Annotated in this window: 3 protein-coding genes; all 3 read left to right on the top strand. The window is 68.5% G+C overall.

Features of this window, described 5'->3' with window-relative positions:
• A partial coding sequence (locus KDM41_17895) for a hypothetical protein (protein ID MCB1185295.1) occupies positions 1–308 on the top strand: 308 nt, incomplete at its 5' end.
• Positions 305–1,366: an efflux RND transporter periplasmic adaptor subunit gene (locus KDM41_17890; protein MCB1185294.1), complete on the top strand. Its 1,062-nt coding sequence runs from the start codon at positions 305–307 to the stop codon at positions 1,364–1,366. The genes KDM41_17895 and KDM41_17890, both read left to right, overlap by 4 nt.
• A partial coding sequence (locus tag KDM41_17885; protein ID MCB1185293.1) for an efflux RND transporter permease subunit occupies positions 1,363–2,550 on the top strand: 1,188 nt, incomplete at its 3' end. The genes KDM41_17890 and KDM41_17885, both read left to right, overlap by 4 nt.

The following is a 2,550-nucleotide window of genomic DNA, read 5'->3' as shown; positions in this document are numbered from 1 at the left end:
TCAGGCAGGAAACAACCATCGGGATGGAGTTGGCGACTCATCGCTGGCATTCGGCGGAGGGCCAGCTGGGCCTGATCCGAGCGAGTGCGGAGGCCAAGGCAAGGGCTGTGGACGCGCAAGTGGAACTGCACGAGGCCGGCCGGCTGCCTCTGTCGACTCTCCTGGCGGATGAGAACGAACTGCTGGCTTTGAAGATCCGTTCAGCCGGTCTGCGCAATGAGGTCCGGCTTGCTCGGATCGAGTTCCACAAGTCAGCCGGGACGCTGACTCCCGCACTCGCATTGGAGATTGTGGAGGGTGAACGATGACAACGAAGGGCTTGAGCATGGCCGGCGGAGCGTTCGTCGTGGCCGGGGTGATCCTGTTGGCGGCGTTCCTGCCGGGCTGCAAGCGGGAGCCCACCGAACCGAAGACGCCTCCTGTGGCGGTTCGCGTCGCCCCGGTTCGCGCAACTCCTCTGCAGCGAACGCTCGACTATCTGGGAACGGTCGCACCTGCGCGGGAGGTCCTGCTGGCGGCCCGGATCCAGGGAACCGTGGCTTCCTTGGGAGCTGTGGAAGGCGAATCCGTGGCCGAGGGTCGGGAGTTGGCCGCCCTTCATGCGCCCGACCTGGAGGCGACCGTCGCCCGGCTGCGCGCCGATCGCGACTACTGGACGCGCCGGAGGGACGAGGATGTCAGCCTGGCCGCAAAGGGAGCGGTGCCCCGGGACCAGCTGGCGGCGAGCGAGCGCGCAGCGACGGCGGCCGCAGCGGCCCTGGCCGAAGCCGAGGCCCGACTGGATTGGACCCGTGAGCGTTCCCCGTTTGCCGGCACCGTCCTCGAATGGAGGGTGGAAGCGGGCCAGCATGTGCTGCCCGGCCAGCCGCTGGTCCTCGTGGGTGGCACTGACATCGAGGTGCAGGTGCCGGTCGTGGCAGAAGACGTGCGCGCCGGTATCGAGGTGGGCATCCCGGCTTTCCTGGATGGCGCGGGAAAGGAGGCGATCGCGACCGCGGTTGAGGAGGTGGCACCCGCGGCCACTGGCCAGGGGCGCACCTTTGCCGTCACCCTGCCGGTGCCCACGGAAGTAGGAGCGGATTGGCGACCCGGAGAACCGGTGTCCGTCCATTTCGTTCTGGAGGAAAGCGTCGGCGGGGCGGCGGTTCCTTCCCGGGCGGTCGCCGGTCGGGGTGACAGCAGGTGGATCTTCCTGATCGAGGATGGCGTCGCCCGGCGCTGGGATGTCGCCACCGGACTCGAGGTCGACGGCTGGGTCTCCATCGCCCCCGCGCCACCGCAGGGGGCCCTGGTCGCGGTCACCAACCTGGACCGTCTGAGCGACGGCGCTGCGGTCTTCTCCGTCACGCAGGAGGCCGGATCGTGAGCATGCCCGGATTCGCCCTCGACAACCGCCACACGATCTACGCGCTCTCCCTAGGCGTGCTGATGTTCGGGACCCTGGCCTACTTCGCCTTGCCTATCCAGCTGTTCCCCGACACCGCGCCTCCCCTGGTGAACGTCCTGACCTCGTACCCGGGGGCGACGGCCGCGGACGTGGCGGATCTGGTGTCCGAGCCCATCGAGACCGAGTGCGCCTCGCTCGAAGGCGTGGCCCGCGTGGCCTCCACGTCCCAGGACGGGCTGTCCCTGGTGGAAGTCGAGTTTCGGTACGGGGTCTCGGTCGATTTGGCGGCCATCGACGTCCAGAACGCCTTGACCCGCATCCGCGCCGGCCTGCCGGCGGGCATCGCCGATCCCCAGGTCCTGAAGTTCTCCACGAGCGACCGACCGGTCCTGACGGTGGGCGCCAGGGGCGAGGACCTAGTATCAGTCCGGCGCCTGGCCGAAGATGTCCTGGCCCCTGAAATCCAGCGCGTGCCCGGCGTGGCCGTGGTCGACGTGTTCGGCGGCCATGAACCGGAAATCTCCGTCCAGGTCGACCGGACGGCCCTGGAAGCCTACCGTCTGACCATCGGTCAGGTGGCAGCCGCCCTGCAGGACCACAACGTGAGCCTGCCGGCCGGACAGATCCGTAGCGGCGGCACGCAGTACGGGTTCCGCGTCGACGGCCAGCCGGATCATCCCGGGGGCCTGGCGGCCGTCCCGCTGCCGGTGGTCGGCGGGCGGCAGTTGAAGGTCGGGGACGTGGCAGTCATAGCCGTCGGTGGCGCAGAGGATCTGTCCCGCTTCCACGTCGCCGGCAATCCGGCCATTGCCCTACAAGTATTCAAGCAGGACGACGCCAACACCGTCGCGGTCGTGGAGGCCGCCCGCGCCCGCCTGGCCGAGCTTGCGGCGCAGTACCCAGACGTCGTATTCAGCGAGGCCGAGGAATCCGCCTCGTTCACCCGCCAGGTCGTCGGAAACATGTTGGAAAGCGTCTGGCAGGCGCTCCTGCTGGCCGCCGTGGTGATCTTCCTTTTCCTCGGCAGCTGGCGCCGTGGGCTGGTCGTGGCCGTTTCAATGCCCATGTCCTTCCTGCTCACCTTCGCGGTGATGCTGCTGCTGGGCATCCAGGTGGACATGGTCACCCTGACGGCGATCATCCTGGCGGTCGGCATGGTCGTC

Source organism: bacterium, from assembly GCA_020440705.1.
In the GTDB taxonomy this organism is placed as follows: Bacteria; Krumholzibacteriota; Krumholzibacteriia; order LZORAL124-64-63; family LZORAL124-64-63; genus JAGRNP01.
Note: the sequence above shows the minus strand (reverse complement) of the source record. Positions and strands in the feature narration are given on the sequence as shown.